14 protein-coding genes and 1 pseudogene are annotated in these 16,676 nt (G+C 72.5%); 6 read left to right on the top strand and 9 right to left on the bottom strand.

The genetic code is table 11. The annotated features are described in order from the left end of the window. Nucleotides 1–7 precede the first annotated feature (7 nt). A complete protein-coding gene (locus ACFQ9Z_RS18260) occupies nucleotides 8–1,630 on the top strand; it encodes a hypothetical protein (protein ID WP_383018166.1) in 1,623 nt (540 codons plus the stop codon). A 30-nt stretch (nucleotides 1,631–1,660) separates the two neighbouring features. On the opposite strand, the gene ACFQ9Z_RS18255 is transcribed toward ACFQ9Z_RS18260, so the two are convergent. Continuing rightward, nucleotides 1,661–1,984: a helix-turn-helix domain-containing protein gene (locus ACFQ9Z_RS18255; protein WP_383018164.1), complete on the bottom strand. Its 324-nt coding sequence runs from the start codon at nucleotides 1,982–1,984 to the stop codon at nucleotides 1,661–1,663. Between the two features lie 359 nt (nucleotides 1,985–2,343). Between ACFQ9Z_RS18255 and ACFQ9Z_RS18250 the strand changes: the two genes are divergently transcribed. Further along, nucleotides 2,344–3,276: a helix-turn-helix domain-containing protein gene (locus ACFQ9Z_RS18250; RefSeq protein WP_383018161.1), complete on the top strand. Its 933-nt coding sequence runs from the start codon at nucleotides 2,344–2,346 to the stop codon at nucleotides 3,274–3,276. Here ACFQ9Z_RS18250 and ACFQ9Z_RS18245 read toward each other — a convergent pair. Continuing rightward, nucleotides 3,254–3,745: a peptidoglycan-binding protein gene (locus tag ACFQ9Z_RS18245; protein ID WP_383018158.1), complete on the bottom strand. Its 492-nt coding sequence runs from the start codon at nucleotides 3,743–3,745 to the stop codon at nucleotides 3,254–3,256. The two genes, ACFQ9Z_RS18250 and ACFQ9Z_RS18245, sit on opposite strands and share 23 nt — an antisense overlap. 124 nt (nucleotides 3,746–3,869) lie before the next feature. Between ACFQ9Z_RS18245 and ACFQ9Z_RS18240 the strand changes: the two genes are divergently transcribed. Next, entirely contained in the window at nucleotides 3,870–4,784 is a 915-nt protein-coding gene (locus ACFQ9Z_RS18240) for a DUF2690 domain-containing protein (RefSeq protein ID WP_383018155.1), read from the top strand. 486 nt (nucleotides 4,785–5,270) lie between these two features. Here ACFQ9Z_RS18240 and ACFQ9Z_RS18235 read toward each other — a convergent pair whose 3' ends face one another. After that, nucleotides 5,271–8,099 carry a BTAD domain-containing putative transcriptional regulator gene (locus ACFQ9Z_RS18235; protein ID WP_383018152.1) on the bottom strand — a complete coding sequence of 943 codons (2,829 nt, stop codon included), beginning with the start codon at nucleotides 8,097–8,099 and terminating at the stop codon, nucleotides 5,271–5,273. 173 nt (nucleotides 8,100–8,272) lie between these two features. Between ACFQ9Z_RS18235 and ACFQ9Z_RS18230 the strand changes: the two genes are divergently transcribed. Further along, nucleotides 8,273–9,079: a CHAP domain-containing protein gene (locus ACFQ9Z_RS18230; protein ID WP_383018149.1), complete on the top strand. Its 807-nt coding sequence runs from the start codon at nucleotides 8,273–8,275 to the stop codon at nucleotides 9,077–9,079. Nucleotides 9,080–9,160: 81 nt separating this feature from the next. After that, nucleotides 9,161–9,756: pseudogene (locus tag ACFQ9Z_RS18225) on the top strand (substrate-binding domain-containing protein); the annotation flags it as partial. Here ACFQ9Z_RS18225 and ACFQ9Z_RS18220 read toward each other — a convergent pair. From ACFQ9Z_RS18220 to fabG, 3 genes are all read right to left on the bottom strand, one after another. Beyond that, nucleotides 9,734–10,939: a cytochrome P450 gene (locus ACFQ9Z_RS18220; RefSeq protein ID WP_383018146.1), complete on the bottom strand. Its 1,206-nt coding sequence runs from the start codon at nucleotides 10,937–10,939 to the stop codon at nucleotides 9,734–9,736. The pseudogene ACFQ9Z_RS18225 and the gene ACFQ9Z_RS18220 overlap by 23 nt on opposite strands. Before the next feature lie 213 nt (nucleotides 10,940–11,152). Continuing rightward, complete coding sequence (locus ACFQ9Z_RS18215) at nucleotides 11,153–12,097, bottom strand: aromatase/cyclase (protein WP_383018143.1); 945 nt, start codon at nucleotides 12,095–12,097, stop codon at nucleotides 11,153–11,155. A gap of 37 nt (nucleotides 12,098–12,134) precedes the next feature. Further along, nucleotides 12,135–12,920 (bottom strand): 3-oxoacyl-ACP reductase FabG, encoded by a 786-nt coding sequence (gene fabG, locus ACFQ9Z_RS18210; RefSeq protein WP_383018140.1) that lies wholly within the window; start codon nucleotides 12,918–12,920, stop codon nucleotides 12,135–12,137. Nucleotides 12,921–13,103: 183 nt separating this feature from the next. On the opposite strand from fabG, the gene ACFQ9Z_RS18205 reads away from it, so the two are divergent. Beyond that, complete coding sequence (locus ACFQ9Z_RS18205; protein ID WP_383018137.1) at nucleotides 13,104–13,559, top strand: nuclear transport factor 2 family protein; 456 nt, start codon at nucleotides 13,104–13,106, stop codon at nucleotides 13,557–13,559. Nucleotides 13,560–13,698: 139 nt separating this feature from the next. On the opposite strand, the gene ACFQ9Z_RS18200 is transcribed toward ACFQ9Z_RS18205, so the two are convergent. The 3 genes from ACFQ9Z_RS18200 to ACFQ9Z_RS18190 are packed head-to-tail and all read right to left on the bottom strand — an operon-like array spanning nucleotide 13,699 to nucleotide 16,483. After that, nucleotides 13,699–13,965 carry an acyl carrier protein gene (locus tag ACFQ9Z_RS18200; protein ID WP_383018134.1) on the bottom strand — a complete coding sequence of 89 codons (267 nt, stop codon included), beginning with the start codon at nucleotides 13,963–13,965 and terminating at the stop codon, nucleotides 13,699–13,701. Between the two features lie 23 nt (nucleotides 13,966–13,988). Beyond that, a complete protein-coding gene (locus ACFQ9Z_RS18195) occupies nucleotides 13,989–15,215 on the bottom strand; it encodes a ketosynthase chain-length factor (protein WP_383018131.1) in 1,227 nt (408 codons plus the stop codon). Then, on the bottom strand, nucleotides 15,212–16,483 hold the full coding sequence (locus ACFQ9Z_RS18190) for a beta-ketoacyl-[acyl-carrier-protein] synthase family protein (RefSeq protein WP_383018128.1): 1,272 nt from the start codon (nucleotides 16,481–16,483) through the stop codon (nucleotides 15,212–15,214). Before ACFQ9Z_RS18190 ends, ACFQ9Z_RS18195 begins: the two co-directional genes overlap by 4 nt. Between the last annotated feature and the right edge of the window lie 193 nt (nucleotides 16,484–16,676).

Raw genomic sequence — 16,676 nt, 5'->3', positions numbered from 1 at the left:
CATTGCCGTGGCCGATTCCCACACTTACCCCTCTCACCGAACAACATCGGCCGCCGCCCCCGGCGGCGCAGCCGCCCGTGCCGACGTCAATGGCGACGGCATCGCCGACATGGTCGTCTCCACCGGCGCCCGGCTCACCTTCGCCGGGGACCCCAACGCGGAGGGGCTCGACAAAGGCGGCTCCATATACGTGATACCCGGCGGCGGCACGCTGCCCGCCGGGCCGGCCGTGGCGGTCAGTCAGGACAGCCATGACTTCGTCCCGGGCAGCGGGGAGTCCGACGACACCTTCGGGGCGTCGCTGGTGACGGGGGACTTCAACGGGGACGGCCTCGCCGACGTCGCGATCGGCAACCCCAGCGAGAGCATCAACAGCAAACTCGCCGTCGGCATGGTCACCATCCTGTACGGCAAGCGCGAATCGCCCTACCTGGGCCTCATCCCCAACGGGCTCGCGCAGATAGACCAGGGCGTGCCCGGCATCCCCGGTGACAACGAGCCCGGTGACCGGTTCGGCGCGAGCCTCGCGGTCGGCGACTTCGACGCGGACGGCTTCGCGGACCTCGCCATCGGCGCCCCGGGCGAGGCGATCGGCAGCACCCAGCGGGCCGGCGCGGTCACCGTCCTGTTCGGCGGCGGCAGCGGCATCACGGCGAGTCGCTCGGTCGGCGTCTCGCAGGACACCTCAGGGGTTCCGGGAACGCCGGAGACGGGGGACAAGTTCGGCTGGTCGGTCGCCGCCGGGGACGTGACCGGCGACGCCAAGGACGACCTGGTGGTCAGCGCGCCCGGGGAAGCGGTGAGCGGGGTGTCCGACGCCTGGGGCGGCGTCGTGGTGATCCCCGGGTCCGCAGGAGGCGTGAACGCGGCCGCCACCAGTTCCATCAGCGTCCAGGACACGAACACCCAGGACCACCTCCGCACCGTCGCCGTGGGCCGGTTCCACGGTGGCAACAACGCCGACGTCCTGGTCCTCGCCGACCGCGCCTCCGGCGATCCCCAGTACTCCGGCGCCCTCGTCGTCGCCCGCGGAGGGTCCGGGGGGATCAGCCCCACCCGGGTCCAGACGATCAGCCAGAGCAGTCCCGGCATTCCCGGCACCCCGGAGGAGAACGACTTCTTCGGCGGCTCGCTGGCCATGGGGGACCTCGACGGCGACGGGTACGCCGACCTGGCGACGGGGTCGCTGCGCGAGAACAACACCGGCACGGTGACACTGCTGCGGGGCGGCAGTGCGGGCCTGCTGTCCGCCCCGGGTGCCACCTTCGACGAGAACGCCGCGGTGATCGGTGCCGGCGCCCAGGTCGGTGAAGGCTTCGGCTACGGCCTGCGAATCCTTGACGTGACCGGCGACGGACGGCCCGAGCTGCTGGTGACCGCTCCCTGGGAGGACGGCTCCTTGCAGGCCGGAGCCCTGTTCGTGCTGAACACCGCCCTCAGTGGGGACAGTCTCACCGTCACCGGCTCCCAAGTCCTCACCCGCGGAGCGCTCGGCGGGGGATCCAACTTCGGCCCCGCGACGCCCTTCGCGGGTGGCGCCGTCGTCACGCTCGACTCCAACGAGCAGCCGCAGCGCGCACCGCGAGGTCTGCTGCCCGCCGCACGAGCGGAGCGTACCCCTCACCGGTGAGGACGGGGTGGGGTACGGGCGTCCTGGGGCCTACCGCAGCAGTCGCCTGCGGTAGGCCCCGGGCGTAATGCCGTACGCCGACTTGAAGGCGCGGCTGAACACCGCCGGATCCCGGAAGCCCCATCGCCTCCCGACCTGGCCGACGCCGCGACGGAGGAGCGCGGGGTCGGCCAGGTCCGCCCGGCAGCGTTCCAGCCTCCGTCGACGCACGTAGGCGCCGACGGTCCGCCGGTCCCGCTGGAAGAGATGATGCAGATACCGCACGGAGATGTGGTGCGCGGCGGCTATCGAGGCCGGTGAGAGATCGGCGTCGGCAAGGTGGTCTTCGACGAACGCATTGATGTCCCGGAGCAACCCGTCGAGGGGTGACGCGCCGGGCCTCGGCGCGGGTCTCGGAGCGCCGTCCGTCCCGCGGGACGCCACAAGGCCCGTGCTTCTCCGCCCCCTCGATACGGCGTGGCGCGCAGCGTTCACGTGAACCCCCGGAGTCTGTGCGTACGGCGGATCGGCCGGCCCGATGCTCGGCCGCCGCAGGTGCCGACGAGTCTGGCCGGGTGCGATCTCGGCGGCCACCGGTGCCGGGCAACTGACCCAAATCCGGGACGTCCGGCCCGTGGCCTGCGAGGATGCCAGAGCCGTGGGCAACGCGGTGGGACGCTGGAATGCGCTCGGGGAACGTTCGTGGCACGACGGACCGAGTGGGGAGGGGCGTTGTGGGCCGTTGGCGACCACTGCCGGGAGACCTGCCGATCGAGGTCGTCCGGCTGGTGCGGGAGCTGCGCCTGTGCCTGGACAGATGCGAGGCGAGCGCGGCGGCCGTGGCCACCAGAACCGGATACAGCCGCAGTTCCTGGCGGCGCTACGTCAACGGTTCCCGCCTGCCGCCCTGGCCTGCCGTGGAGGCAGTGGGCCGATTGGCGCATGCCGACCGGGAGCAGTTGCGGGTGTTGTGGGAGTCGGCCGCTCATGCCTGGCAGAAGGGGCAGCCCCTGGACACCGGGCCGGAAGCGCGGGCGTCCGAGGCGCTCCCCGCCCCGGACCTGTCCGGGCCCGCCGGAGAGCCACCGCCCCACACATCCTCGCCGCCGGCCGCCCCTTCGTCCGGGCGACCCGGGGCGGCGGCCGGCCCGATCGTACCCTGGGTCGGCGTCGCGGCCGTCTGCGCGCTTCTTGCCGTCGCCGTGCTCGTGTGGCCGTGGAACGCCAGGCCGGCCGACCGCCCACCACGAGGCGCACCGACCGGCGTGCCGGCCTGGCCGTACCCACTGGCGGGCGGGGCCGACAGCGCGACGACCGGATGCCGGTCGGCCGCCTGCGAGGGGCGGGATCCCGGCCGGGAGCGATGCGACGGCGACCGGGTGACCGTCCACCGCCTGCGGGCGTACGGCCAGGTCCTGGAGCTCGTGTACAGCCCGGCATGTCAGGCCAGTTGGGCAGAGGTCGAGTCGGCGGGGGCCACGGCCGGCCTGCGCATCGCCACGACAGGGGGAGAGGGGAGCTCGGTCCCCGCCGGCGCGGTCCGCACCGCGATGGTCGCGGGCGGTCCGGGATCGGCGACGGCGACCGTGGTCGTCGGCGGCCACCAACTCGGGGTCACACAGTACGACAGCTGGATCGACCGCGTCACCGGCACAGGGTCAGGGTGACCTCGTCGGTCCGCAGCCGACGGAACACCCCGGCGTCGTAGACCTCGAGGAATCCGTCCGCGTCCCGACGCAGCGGAAGGTCGTACCGCTCACCCCGGTAGACCGTCCAGCGGCCCACCGGGGCCAGCCGTGCCGCGGCCGTGCCCCAGGTCGCCGGTCCCACCACACCGTCCGCCGAGAGGTGGTGATTGCTCTGCCATGCGCGGGTCTCGACGGCCGTCGGACCGTCGTACGCACAGGAGACCTGTCTTCGCGCCGTGTAGCCGTCGGCCCACAGGATCGCCTGCCACAGTCCCACGACATCACTGCGCGTCGTTCGGCCGGACACCAGCAGGTCCGCCTCGTGCAGGTCGGACAGGAGTACCCGGCCGTTCGGCTCTCGTTCGTCGTCCGGTCGAGTGGCCCCCGCGCACAGCGCTCCGACGAGAAGTACACACAGCGCGGCACCGGCCGCGGTCTTTCCACGCATCCAACCGTCTTAGCCGCGTCCGTGGGCACCGGCCAAGGAATTTGGCGGAATTGACGGTGCTGGTGGTCTATACCCGGTCGCTACCGTGGGAGACAGGTGGGACAACTGGTGGTGGGGGGTCTCAGTGACCGACTGGAAACCACTGCCGGACGACCTCGCAACGGACGTCCGGCAACTGGTCACCGAACTACGGACGTTGAAGATCCGCAGTGGACTGAGCCTGACGGCACTCGCCGAGCGAACCCCGTACAGCAAGTCTTCCTGGGAGCGGTACCTCAACGGCAAGACGCTGCCGCCACGGCAAGCGGTCACCGTCCTGGGGCAGTTGTCCGACGCGGAGCCCGCCCGGCTCGCAGCGCTGTGGGAACTGGCCAACGCCGCCGCGCACGATCAGCGGGCAGGAGGCCGACGGCCCGCACCACCCGCCCCGCGGACCGAACCGCCCGTCGACCCCACTGAGGCCGCTCCGCCGTCGTCCGACGAGGGGCGGCGGCGTCTTCGGCTCGACGCACGGCTGCTCTGGGCGGCGGCCCTGCTGTTGGCCCTCCTGCTCGTGGGCGCCGCGGTCGTGCTGGTCAACGGTGACTCGTCGGCCGGCACGGCACGGGCCGCCGTGTCGGAAACCGAGCCCGGGGGCAGGCAGGCCGACGTCAACTGCTTCGCGGACAGCTGCGCCGGAAAGGACCCGAAGGAGGCCGGCTGCGGGGGTGACGCCTGGACGGCGGCCCTGACCAAGGTCCAGCAGGTCTACGTGGAGCTGCGGTACAGCGACGCCTGCCGGGCCGCGTGGGCCCGCATCAGCTGGGGCCGCCCCGGCGACATCGCCCGCATCGTGGGGCCGCGCAACAGCACCCACCAGAACAAGGTGCACTACGACACCGACGCCTACAGCGCCATGCTCGCCGCCCCCACCCCGTCGGCCGTCAAGGCCTGTGCAGTCCTCACCTCAGGCCGGCACGGCTGCACGGGTCCCGGAGGGGACCAACGGCTCACCGAGCCTCCTGATCCTCCTGCCCCCACACCGTCGTCCATGGGATGACCTGTGACCACGCGCCCGAGGCGGTGCTGCCGTCAGCGCCTCGGGAACCCGCGTGTTTTCACGGGCTGCTTGATCAGCCGGTGTGGCGGTCGAGTTGGGCCATCAGCTCGCGGTTCGCGGCCGCGGGCGGCGCAACTCCTCCTCGGGCTTCTCAAAGGCCGGGCGGTTTGCGGGGGGCTGTGGCTGCCCGGGTCGGTTCCGGAGCGTCTGCGGCGATCAGCCGGCTGTTCTCGACCATCAGCCGCTGGTTGACGTTGGGGAGTGCCTGCATGGTGGTCCCTGCTTGAAGGCTGGCTGCGAGTGGCCGCCCACGCCCTCGCCCGGCCGGAGGCCGGCCTCGACGTGGACGTGGACGCGCTGCGGCGTGACTTCCCGGAGATCGGCTGGCAGCGCTTCGACCCTGGGCGGCCGAGCGCACCTGGCGGGTCGGCTGAGTCCGGGCTCCACCGTGAAGTGCGCTCGGTCCTCCGCCGGGTGCCGTCCGGATCACTGGGAGGCGGTGCCGGTCGTGCCCAGGGAGGCGAGCAGCGTGCGCGCGTGCTCCACGCGTGCGGGGTGGACCTCGATGTCCCGGTAGATGCCGATGGCTTCCTCGACCGCGTGCCTCGCGGCGCTCAGGTCACCCATGGCCCGGTGCACCTCCCCGAGATGGATGAGGTCCAACGCCTCGTTGGGACGGTGGCCCAGGGCTCTGTGGAGTTCCAGGCTGCGCCGGTGACACGTGAGGGCCTCGGAGAACTCACCGAGCCGTTGGTAGGCGTAGCCGAGCGTGTCCAGGGTGTTGGCCTGCCCGCGCGGGTCGTCGAGCTCCCCGTGGATGACCATGGCCTGTTCGCAGTGGGACACGGCCGCTCGGGGATCGCCCCGCTGCACGTGGTCCCACGCCACGGCGTTCAGGGCGCGCGCGAGTCCGGCCCGGTGGCCCAGCCGCGTGAACAGGCGGGCCGCGTGTTCGTCGTGGCGCAACGCCGCCGCCCAGTCACCCGTGTGCTCGTGGAGCCAGCCGAGGGCCAAGTGGGTCTCGGCCTCGGACAGGACCTGGCCGCTGTCCTGGATCAGGGACAGAGCCCGGGCCAGTCGGCGGTGCGCCGCGTCGTGGTCGCCCGCCTCGATGCGCTCCCAGGCCAGTGCGCGGAGCGACTCGGCCTGGGCGGCCGCGTCACCGAGCCGTTCCGCGGCCGCCAGTGCCGTCGTGTGGACGGCCGCGACGTCGTGCCACAGTCCCCGCCGGGTCAGGAAGGTGGTCAGGGCCCAGGCCAGTTGCCAGGCGTACGTCTCGTGACCGTGACGGGCGGCCTGGTGCACGGCGGCGACGAGCGCGGGGCGCTCCTGGGTGAACCAGTTCATGGCCCGGTCGTGGTGGGCGAGGTCCTCCGGACGCACGCCGTCGGCGGCCGGCGCCAGGCGGAGGGGATCGCGGTGCGGGTGCAGGAGCCGGTCGGCCGACCAGGCGGTGTGCAGATAGTGCTCGAGGACGCGGAGGCGGGCCGCCTCGCCCTCCGCGCCGTCCACGGAGCCGACGACTTCGATGGCGTAGGCGCGCAACAGGTCGTGGCAGCCGAACCGCCCGGGAGCGAGTTCCTGGAGGAGGTGGGCGGCCCTCAGCCGGTGCAGCGCCCGGCGTGCCCGGGCGAGGGGGAGGTCCGTGAGACTGCTCGCGGCCGCCTGGGCGATGTCCGGGCCGGGCACCTGCGCGAACTGGCGGAACACGCGGGCGGTGTCCGGGTCGAGCGCGCGGTAGGAAGAGGCGAGGACGGTGCGTACGGTGGTGGTGTTCTCACCGGTGTCCAGGGCGTCGAGGCGGGAGTCGCTCTCGCGCAGTTCCTCGGTGAGGGCGGTCAGGGTGAACACCGGGTTGGTGGTGATGCGCGCGGCCAGGACGCTCAGGGCCAGGGGCAGTCCCGCGCACTGGGCGACCAGGGTGGCCGCGGCGTCGGCTTCCGCGGCGACCCGTTCGGCGCCCAGCCGGCCGACCAGCAGCTCGCGGGCCGTGGCGGAGTCGAACCCGTCGAGCGTCAGGTGGGTGGCCTGATGCGAGGCGGCGAGCCCGGTGAGCTGTGCGCGGCTGGTGATCACGACGGTGCAGGTGGGCGTGCCCGGCAGCAGGGGCAGGAGCTGCTCGGTGTCACGGGCGTTGTCCAGGACGACGAGCACGCGCCGGTCCGCGAGGAGACTGCGGTACAGAGCTGCCTGGGCGTCCGAGGTGGCTGGTATGCGCTCGGGGGCGACGCCGAGTGCGTCGAGGAACCCGCGGATCACCACGGAGGGGTCTGCCGGTTTCCCCGAGGGCGTGAAGCCACGGAGGTCGGCGAAGAGCTGCCCATCGGGGAAGCCGTGCTGTCTGCTGTGGGCCCAGCGCAGCGCGAGCCAGGTCTTGCCGACCCCGCCGGTACCGCAGATCACCGAGAGCTGCAGGGCGGTGCGGGGCTCGTCCTGGGCCGCGAGCATCTTGTCCAGGACGGCGATCTCCTCGTCACGGCCGACGAAGTGGACCGGGGGAGCGGGAAGCTGGCGCGGCACAGGCGGCGGTGCCCCGCCTGCCGGAGAAGCGTGCGGGGAGGGCTCGGGCAGAGACAGCGCCGGGTCGTTGGCCAGGATCCGCCGGTGGAGGTCGCGCAGACCCGGTCCGGGGTCGACGCCCAGCTCGTGTGCCAGCCGCCGCCGGATGTCCTGGTAACGGGCGAGGGCGTCGGCGGCGCGGCCGGCGCGGTACAGCGCGAGCATCACATGCCCGGCCACCCGTTCGTCCAGCGGGTGCGCCCGTGCCCGTGCCTCGCACTCGGACAGCACCGCCGCGTGCCGGCCCAGACCGAGCCGCAACTCCGTCAAGTCGAGCTGGGCGGACAGCCGCTCGGCCTCCAGTCGGGTCCGCTGGGCGTTGAACCACGGGGTGTCCGCCCCGGCGAACGGCTCGCCCCGCCACAGCCCGAGCATCTCCTCCCACAGCGCCAGCGCGGACTCCGCGGACGTCGCCGTCGCCTCCCGGGCCCGAGCCCCGAGGTCGCGGAACCGGTGCAGATCCACCGTCCGTGGCTCCACCGCGAGCAGATAGCCGCCCCGGGTCCGGGTGATCGGGACGTCCGCCGCGGCCAGTGCGGTCCGGAGCCTGGACACATACCCGTACAGCACGTCCCGGCCCCCTCGCGGGGCCCGCTCCCCCCAGACCCGTGCCACCAGCGTGTCCGCCGGCACCACCTGTCCGGCATCGACGAGCAACGCCGCCAGCACCTGCCGCTGGCGTGCGTGCCCCACATCGGCCGGCACCCCGTCGCACCAGACCTCGACCACGCCGAGCACACCGAACCACGCAGCCATCGTCTCCCCCCTTCGACGAGTGCGTGAACGTTGTCTATCCGGCTGTGTGCGGAGGGCCAAGCCCGATTCAAGACATGCCGAAGGTTTCGCGAAGGCCGACCGGCGACGGTGGGGTCACCGCGGCCCGCAGGGGGTGGGCCGTACGACTCCCCGGACCAAGGAGGGGACCACGGATGACCACGGACACCCGTCGCCGGCACATGACTTCGCCCTCGGCGCCCGTCGCACCCGCGAGGGTCAAGGCGGTGGGGCGGTTCACCGTCCTGCTGACCGCCCTGACCACGCTGCTGGGCGGACTCGCCGCAGCGGCCCCGGCGCACGCGGCGACCGCGCCGGGGCCGCTGATCGCCCAGCAGGCCCTGGGGCAGTACACGAGCACCAACGCCGAGGTGAGGAAGCGCACGTACGAGGGCGACGCCAAGGGCGACGACACCGAGCGCAACAACTGCAACTTCTACACCGGGTTCTGGACGTCCAGGGCGAACCTGCGCTGGGACGGCACCACCGCTCCCCGCTTCGGCACCATCACCAACAACCAGGCGTGCGGCACCAGCAAGGGCTACATGTACATCAAGGTGGGAGGGAATTGGACCAAGACCTGGACCAGCGTCAAGTGGACCTCGCGTGCCTGGTGCGCCGACTTCGCCAAGTACACCTGGTACTGGGGCCAGGCGAAGATCACCGGCCTGAACGCGGCCGCCGACTCCTTCCGCACCTACGGCCTGACCAACAGGACCTGGCACCCCAAGGCCCAGGTGGCGGCCGACACCTACAGGCCGAAGCCCGGTGACACCGTGCTCTACGACGACACCGCTGACGGCAGGGCCGACCACGTGGGCGTGGTGACCTCGTACAACTCCGCGACGAAGAAGTACCACTCGGTGGAGGGCAACACCTCGTACGACCGGCTCACCTACAAGAAGTCCCAGTCCGCCACGACGCGACGTGTCCTCGGCTTCACGTCGCCGAAGGGGAAGTAACCGCCGGGCGGGGGAGGGCGAGTACGAAGAGGGCGTTGTTCCTCCGGCGGGTCACCCGCCGGAGGAACACGCCTGTGCGCGGGTGCGGGCTTCCCCCTGGTCCGTGCCGGGACGGGCGATGGCCGGCACCTGCGTGATCGGTCTGCGCACCACACGGTCTGGCACGTGGCGGGTCCGACCGGCTGGACGTCGGCGGACCGCCGGGCGGACAGCTGGCGGGCCACCCTGAAGGCGGCCGGCGCCGCCGTCCCGCCCCCCTCCCCGGCGACTGTAGCGCCGTCTCCGGCTACGACCTCGGCCGCCAACTGGCCAGGAACCCCGAGGTCACCGCCGTCTTCGTGTCGAACGACCAGATGGCCCTCGGGGTCCTGCGCGCCCTGCACGAGGCGGGCCGCCGCGTCCCGGAGGACGTCAGTGTGGTCGGCTACGACGACATCCCCGAGGCCGCCCACTTCCTCACGCCCCTGACCACGGTCCGCACGGACTTCACCGACATCGGCACCCGCTCCCTCCGCGTACTGCTGCGACGGATCGACGCCACCGACACCTCAGGCCTCACCACCGACGCCCTTTCCGAACCCCTCACCGACGCCCCCTCCGTGCGCCCGTACGTCGTACCGGCCGACCTCGTCATCCGCCATAGCACCGCGCAGCTCAACGCACCAGGGCCCGGCTGACCCGCAGCGGCAGACGGGTGGCCGCCTGCAGCCCGTCCGGGTCGTGGAACAGCAGCGGCTCCTCGGCGGAGGGGGACACGGCGAAGTCGGGATAGCGGCGCAGCAGCTCGGTCAGGGCCCCCCGCGCCTCCAGCCGGGCAAGCGGAGCGCCCAGGCACACATGGGCGCCCTTGCCGAACGACAGGTGGCGGTTGGGCCGGCGGGTGATGTCGAAGGTGTCCGGGTCGGGGAAGGCCTCCCCGTCCCGGGCCGCCGACACCAGGGCGACGCTGACCAGCGCCCCCTCCGGGACGACATGACCGCTCAGCCGGGTCTCCCGGGCCGCCCGGCGGTCCAGCCAGATCAGCGGCGACCGGTAGCGCAGCACCTCTTCGATGGCGGAGGGCAGCAGTTCCGGATCCGCGCGCAGCCGCGCAGTTGCCTCGGGGTGCTCGTCGAAGCAGAGCACGGCGTTGCCGAGGAGCGCGCTGGTGGTGAGGAACCCGGCGATCAGCAGCAGACCCAGGAAGCCCACGATCTCCTGGTCGTTCAGCCGCCGGCCGTCGGCCTCCGCCCGGATGAGGTCGTGCAGCAGGCCCGATCCTTCGACGGTCCGGTGACGCCGTACATGGCCGCCGAGGTAGTCGTTCATCTCCCGGATGGCCGGAGCCATGGCGGCCACGCCCTCCTCGCTGCGGATCGCGTCGACCCCGTTGTCCACCAACAGGGCGTACGCCCACTTGCGGAAGAGGCCGTGGTCCTCGCGGGGCAGCCCCATCACCTCGGCAATGACCGTCACGGGCAGCGGATGCGCGAGGTCGGCGACCACGTCCATGGTGTCGCCGCGGGCGTCGGCGGCGTCCAGCAACTGCCGGGTCACCGCCCGGATCCGGGGCTCGAGGTCCGCCACGAACCGGGGGGTGAAGGCCTGGCTGACCAGGCCGCGGAGCTCCCGGTGCCGGGGCATGTCCATGTTCTGGAAGTTGCCCTGCTGGAACGCGGAGAGCTCCTCCACCGGGGGCATGAACTCGCTCATGTCGTTGGAGAACGTCTCGGAGTCCTGCATCACCCGCAGTCCGTCGGCGTAGCGGAACACCTGCCACCGCCCGGACACGGGGTCGTGACTGACCGGCTCGTCACGGCGCATGCGCGCGTAGTGGGCGAGCGTGCGCCGCATGGCGTCGGGGAAGTGCGGGCCGTCCATCAGTGAGGTCTCCTCGTGCCATCGGGTAGGACTGGACTCGGGGGTGATTAACACCGCGCGAACGCACGCAGCACGAACGCATGCAATGCGAACACAGACAGCGCGAACGCATGCAACGCGAACACAGACAGCGCGAATGCACGCAACGCGAATGCACGCAACGCGAACGCACGCAAAGCGAATGCACGCAACGCGCATGCACCCAGCGCGGTTTCACCCACCCCGCCGTGCCTCGGCATAAGCCTTGGCGTGACCGAGCGTCGCCCGGCTGTTGGTGCTCAGCGCGTTCCGGACGTAGTTCCTGGCGTCCGCGACCGTGCGTCCCGCACCGAGGACCCTCTCGACGGCCTCGGGCTTGACGACCACCGTGTGCTGCGAGGTGGCGTCCACCCCGCCGGCGCGCGGCGTGAGCGTCCAGCAGCCGGTGTGGGCGCTCATCAGCGCCGGCACGGTGGTCTGCTTGTAGACGATGCGGTCGCCGCCGCGCACCACCCGGACCGACTCGGTGGTGTGCACGGAGCCGTCCGCGGCCTTGGTGTCCATGGCCATGACCTGAACGCCCGGCTGGTCCTCGGTCAGTTCGAGCCGGGACACGTGCGGCAGACGCTGCGGCCACAGGTCGGCCCGGTTGAGGAAGTCGAAGACGTCCCGCGCGTCGCCCTCGATGCGCACCGTGTCCTCGAAGCTGAACATCAGCGCGTCCAGCTCGTCGTACCGTTCGGCGACCCGCTTGATGCCGGCCAGCTCCGCGTCGCTGTTGCCGTCCAGCGCGGCGTTCACCCAGGCCACGTGCTCGGGGGCGTCGTCGACGACGGTGAAGTCGTGGTGGAGTTCCAGCCGGGTGCGGGCGGGGGAGAGGGCCGCAGCCCGCCAGGTGCCGCCCATCGAGGCGACGGGGTGCGTCGACACCTCCTGCCGGAAGCGCACCGTGAGGGCCTCCGGGTCGAGGTCCCGGCGCGAGGTCCACTGCTTCACCTCGCCGCCCGCCGTGGCCCAGATCCGGATGCGCTCGGTGCGCTCGCCCCGTTCCACGTGCTCCACATGGATGTTGGGGGTGAAGAACACGGGCCAGCGCGACACGTCCGCGATGATGTCGTGGACCACCCGGGCGGGTGCGTCGATCTCGGTCGTGTGCAGGGTGTGGTGCCTGTCGGACACGGGGGACCCTCCCTCTCGTCTCGGTCGTATGCCGGGATCAGTAGTTGCCCAGGCCGCCGCAGACGTTCAGCGCCTGGGCCGTGATGGATGCCGCCGTGTCGCTCACCAGATAGCCGACGAGGCCGGCCACCTCCTCCGGCGTGGAGTAGCGCCCCAGCGGGATCTTGGCCTGGAACCGCTCCAGGACGTCCTCCTCGGTCGTCTCCCAGGCGGCGGCGTAGCCGGCCCGCACCCGCTGGGCCATCGGGGTCTCGACGTAGCCCGGGCACACCGCGTTGACGGTGACGCCGGTCGGCGCGAGCTCCTTGCCGAGCGCTTTGGAGAAGCCGATCACCCCGTGCTTGGACGCCGAGTAGGGCGCCGCGAGCACCACGCCCTGTTTGCCGCCGGTGGAGGCGATGCTGATGACCCGGCCCCAGCCGCGCTCCCGCATCCCGGAGCGCTTGAGCACCTCACGGGTGACCAGGAAGACGCTGTTGAGGTTGGTGTCGATGACGTCGTACCAGGTCTCGTCGGGCAGGTCGGCGGTGACCCCGCCGCCGTTGCGGCCGGCGTTGTTCACCAGGACGTCGACCCGGCCGTACGCCCCGAGGGCGGAGTCCACCAGGGCCCGGACCGAGGTCTTGTCCCGTACGTCGCACGACGTGCCGTCGGCCTCGTGGCCGACGGCCCGCAGTTCCTCCACCGTCCGCTTCACGGCGTCCGTGTCCCGGGCGCAGAGGAACACCGCCAGGCCCGCGCGGGCCAGGTCCCGGGCGACGGACAGCCCGATGCCGCTGGTGGCGCCCGTGACGAGGGCCACCCGCCGATCGTCGTTCGCCATGGTCTGGTCTCCCCTCGTCGGTGATGTCGGCCCTCACCGTGGCCTGGTCGGCTCGAACCGAGGTAGAAGACCGCTGGACGCCGTGCGCGGCCCGGGCACCGGGCTCCAGCCCGGATCGAGGCGGGCTGGAGCCGGCCGGCGGACCCTTCGGGGAACCCGAGGCCCGATTCAGGAGGAAAACGCATGTCGATCGCCGAGACGGTGTCCACCGACCCCGCCCTCGCCGGCCCGTACCAGCTGGTCCAGCAGTTCTACGCACGGCAGATGCGGCTGCTGGACGACGGCCGGGCGGAGGAGTGGGCCGAGACCTTCAGTTCGGACGGCGTCTTCAACGCCAACGCCTTCCCGCAGCCGGTCGTGGGGCGCGCCGCGATCGCCGCGGCCGCGCGTGCCGCCGTCGACGACTACGCCCGGCGCGGCATCCAGCGCCGCCACTGGCTGGGCATGCTGTCGGTCCGCCCCGGGGACGGCGAGGAGCTGCTCGTCGGCTCCTACGCGCTGGTGGTGGAGACACCGCGCGACGGCACCCCCGAGATCCGCTCCAGCAGCACCTGCGACGACGTCCTGGTGCACGAGGACGGCACCTGGCGGGTGAAGGACCGCCAGATCCGCCGGGACGACATCCGACCCGGCGTCTGAACCGGCGACGACATCCGGCCCGTCTGAACCGGCGACGACTCCCGGGCACGCCTGAACCAGCCGTGACCCCTGCGCCCGGCCGGCCACGACGAGGGGGGCGAGGCCCGAAGGTCCCGCCCCCCTCCGTCTGCCACCACCGTCACGCCGGCCGAGGCACCTGGCTCAGACCGTCGTTCACACGCGCCAGGAACTGGCGTGGCGTCGTCGCCTCCGCCACCACCTCGTCCGGCAGCGTGAGGCCGTAGTCCTGCTCGATACGGCCGGTCACCTGCAGCATCGCCAGGGAGTCGTAGCCGAGGTCGGTGAAGGCGCGGTCCAGGACGTCGCCGTCCAGGTCCACCCCTTCCTCCTCGCCCGCGCACTCGCGCAGCAGGCCGGTGAGTTGCTCAAGGGTCATCTCCGCCATGGGGCACACCTTTCTGGGGATCTTCAGCTGTCGGACACGGCGGTCACCACCGCGGCCGCGTTGAACCCGCCGTGGCCGCGCGCGAGCACCAGCGCGTGGCGTACCGGGCCGCGGCGTACGGCGGTGACCAGGTCGACGGGGCAGTCGTCGGCGGGGGAGGTCACATGCACGGTCGGCGGGATCAGCCCCTCGTGGACCGACAGCAGCGCCGCCGCCAGGTCCAGGGCCGCGCCACCGGCCAGCAGCCGCCCGGTCATCGTCTTGGGGACGGTCACCGGCACGCCCCGGGGACCGAAGACCCGGGCCAGGGCGTCGGCCTCCTGCCGGTCGAGGTCGCGGATCCCGGCGCCGTCGGCGAAGACCACGTCGATGTCGCCGGCGGCGAGTCCGGCGTCGTCCAGGGCCAGTTCCACCGCCCGGCGCAGGCCGGGCTCGGCGTCGGTGCCGGGCGCCGGGTCGAACGTGGCGGCGTAGCCGGCGAGTGCGCCGTACGTCCGGGCACCGCGCGCCCGGGCCGCTGCGGCGTCCTCCAGGATCAGGATCGCGCCCCCCTCGCCGGCCACATGGCCGCGGGCGTCACCGGCGAACGGCAGGTAGGCGCGCTCAGGTTCGGCGACGGTGCTCATGCGCCCGCCTGCCAGATGACCGGTCCAGCCCCAGGGGCAGACGGACCCGTCGACGCCTCCGGTCACCATCAGCGCGCTTCCCTTGCGCAGCTGACGGCGGGCCTGGGCCACCACGTCCAGTCCGCCGGCCTGCTCGGTGACCAGGACGCCGCTCGGCCCGCGCAACCCGTGCCGGATGGAGATCTGGCCGGTGTTTACGGCGTAGAACCAGGCGAAGGACTGGTACGCGCTGACGAACTGTCCGCCCTTGCTCCACAGGGCCTGCAACTCGCGCTGGCCGAACTCGAACCCACCGGCCGAGGCCGCGGTGACCACGCCGGCGGCGTACTCCGGCAGGCCGTCCGGATCCACCTCGGCGTCGGAGAGCGCCTCCTCGGCGGCGGTGAGCGCGAGCCGGGTCATGTGATCGGTCTGCGGCAGCAGCCGGCTGGGGATGTGCCGCTCCGGCTCGTAGTCCGGCACCTCGCCGGCGAGGGTGGCCGGATAGCCGGTGGCGTCGAAGCGGGAGACCGGACGGATGCCGTGCTCGCCCGCCAGGGTGGCCCGCCACCAGGCCTCGGTGCCCAGCCCGTTGGGGGCCGTGACGCCGATGCCGGTGAAGACCGGGGTTGCCGTGCTGCTCATGCGGCCCTCCGATCCGGGCGGGTGAGCACCATGGCGCTCTGGAAGCCGCCGAAGCCGCTGCCGACCGTCAGCACCGTGTCCACCCGCGTTTCGCGCGCCGTCAGCGGCGTGTAGTCCAGGTCGCACTCCGGGTCGGGCTCGTGCAGGTTCGCGGTCGGCGGTACGACCCCGTGCTCGACGGCGAGGGCGCAGGCGGCGATCTCCAGCGCGCCGATCGCGCCCAGCGAGTGGCCGATCATCGACTTGATCGAGCTGACCGGGACGGCGTAGGCCTGCTCACCCAGGCTGCGTTTGAACGCGGCGGTCTCGTGCCGGTCGTTCTGCTTGGTGCCCGAGCCGTGGGCGTTGACGTAGTCGACGTCCGTGGGGTCGGTCCGGGCGTCGTCGAGGGCCGTACGGATCGCCTCGGCCATCTCGGCGCCGTCCGCGCGCAGGCCCGTCATGTGGTACGCGTTGCTGCGCGAGGCGAACCCGGCGATCTCGGCGTACACATGGGCGCCGCGGGCGCGGGCCCGCTCCAGTTCCTCCAGGACGAACACGGCCGCGCCCTCGCCCAGCACGAACCCGTTGCGGGTCCGGTCGAAGGGCCGGGAGGCGTGGGCCGCGTCGTCGTTGCGGGGGGTGGTCGCCTTGATCGCGTCGAAGCAGGCGACGGAGATGGGCGAGACGGGGGCGTCGGTGGCCCCGGCCACCATGACGTCCGCGCTGCCCTCACGGATGAGTTCCACCGCGTGCCCGACGGAGTCGAGGCCGGAGGTGCAGCCGGTGGAGACCAGCGCCGTCGGGCCCTGTGCGCCGACCGCCCAGGCCACCTCCCGGGCGAAGGAACTGGGGACGAAGAAGTCGAACAGGTGGGGAACGGCGTACGTGTGGTCCACCAGCCAGGTGGCACCGCCGTCGCTGACCACCGCGTACTCGCTGTCCAGGCCCATCGTGGCCCCCACGGCGCTGCCGACGGTGACGCCGGTGCGGCAGGGGTCCGTGTCGGCCGTCTCCAGCCCGCTGTCCGCCACCGCCTCACGGGCGGCGACCACGGCGAACTGCGCGGCGCGGTCCATGCGCCGGATCTCCTGCGGACGCAGTCCGGAGGCGACGGGATCGAAGTCGACCTCGGCGGCCACCCGGGAGCGGAACGACGAGGCGTCGAACAGGGAGATGGTGCGGGTGGCGGTGCGTCCCTCGGTCAGCAGCGACCAGAACGGCTTGGTCCCGCCGCTTCCGCCGGGGGCGACGACCCCGATTCCGGTGATGGCCACGCGCCTGCTCATCGGGGCCCGCCCGTCCGCGCCGCCGCGGGGCGGGCTGTGGGGTGGGAGGGGCGGGTGGACTGTATGTGCACGGGGACGTCCTCTCTGCCGAGTCGGTTCCTGCGGCCCGGCGCCCGTACGACGGGCTCCGTGCGGCATCCCCGACGATGAGCCGGTGTCCTCAAACGCTGCTCGACCGGTGGCTGAGTCCGGC

The sequence above is a fragment of the Streptomyces sp. NPDC056580 genome, from assembly GCF_042793175.1.
GTDB lineage: Bacteria > Actinomycetota > Actinomycetes > Streptomycetales > Streptomycetaceae > Streptomyces.
The sequence above is the reverse complement of the archived record's forward strand: the minus strand, read 5'-3'. Positions and strand labels throughout refer to the sequence as shown.

Bases quoted from the DNA above. Each gene is read 5' to 3' on its own strand.
- ACFQ9Z_RS18245 (WP_383018158.1), bottom strand. From the start codon at position 3,745: ATGCGTGGAAAGACCGCGGCCGGTGCCGCGCTGTGTGTACTTCTCGTC.
- ACFQ9Z_RS18235 (WP_383018152.1), bottom strand. From the start codon at position 8,099: ATGGCTGCGTGGTTCGGTGTGCTCGGCGTGGTCGAGGTCTGGTGCGAC.
- ACFQ9Z_RS18230 (WP_383018149.1), top strand. From the start codon at position 8,273: ATGACCACGGACACCCGTCGCCGGCACATGACTTCGCCCTCGGCGCCC.
- ACFQ9Z_RS18220 (WP_383018146.1), bottom strand. From the start codon at position 10,939: ATGGACGGCCCGCACTTCCCCGACGCCATGCGGCGCACGCTCGCCCAC.
- fabG (WP_383018140.1), bottom strand. From the start codon at position 12,920: ATGGCGAACGACGATCGGCGGGTGGCCCTCGTCACGGGCGCCACCAGC.
- ACFQ9Z_RS18205 (WP_383018137.1), top strand. From the start codon at position 13,104: ATGTCGATCGCCGAGACGGTGTCCACCGACCCCGCCCTCGCCGGCCCG.
- ACFQ9Z_RS18200 (WP_383018134.1), bottom strand. From the start codon at position 13,965: ATGGCGGAGATGACCCTTGAGCAACTCACCGGCCTGCTGCGCGAGTGC.
- ACFQ9Z_RS18195 (WP_383018131.1), bottom strand. From the start codon at position 15,215: ATGAGCAGCACGGCAACCCCGGTCTTCACCGGCATCGGCGTCACGGCC.
- ACFQ9Z_RS18190 (WP_383018128.1), bottom strand. From the start codon at position 16,483: ATGAGCAGGCGCGTGGCCATCACCGGAATCGGGGTCGTCGCCCCCGGC.